The organism is Bacillus sp. SIMBA_074 (assembly GCF_046534555.1).
Taxonomy (GTDB): Bacteria; Bacillota; Bacilli; order Bacillales; family Bacillaceae_G; genus Bacillus_A; species Bacillus_A mycoides.
Window position 1 is genome coordinate 1 of sequence record NZ_JAWRYM010000258.1, and the last position, 323, is coordinate 323.

General features: G+C 49.8%; 3 tRNA genes. All 3 read left to right on the forward strand.

Annotation, left to right across the window (positions count from 1 at the left end):
• Positions 1 to 92 precede the first annotated feature (92 nt).
• The 3 genes from SB773_RS30745 (at position 93) to SB773_RS30755 (ending at position 323) form a co-directional block, all read left to right on the forward strand.
• Positions 93 to 165: transfer RNA gene (locus tag SB773_RS30745), tRNA-Thr, on the forward strand.
• A 6-nt stretch (positions 166 to 171) separates the two neighbouring features.
• Positions 172 to 242, forward strand: a tRNA-Trp gene (locus SB773_RS30750).
• 8 nt (positions 243 to 250) lie between these two features.
• Positions 251 to 323, forward strand: a tRNA-Ile gene (locus SB773_RS30755).

The window sequence follows — 323 nt, forward strand, 5'->3', positions numbered from 1 at the left end:
TCGGTAGCTCAGTCGGTAGAGCAGAGGACTGAAAATCCTCGTGTCGGCGGTTCGATTCCGTCCCGAGCCACCATTTTTTTGTTTTTTTTTATGCCGGCTTAGCTCAATTGGTAGAGCAACTGACTTGTAATCAGTAGGTTGGGGGTTCAAGTCCTCTAGCCGGCATCATTTAGGGGCATAGTTTAAAGGTAGAACTGAGGTCTCCAAAACCTCCAGTGTGGGTTCAATTCCTACTGCCCCTGTAAAGTATGGGCCTATAGCTCAGCTGGTTAGAGCGCACGCCTGATAAGCGTGAGGTCGATGGTTCGAGTCCATTTAGGCCC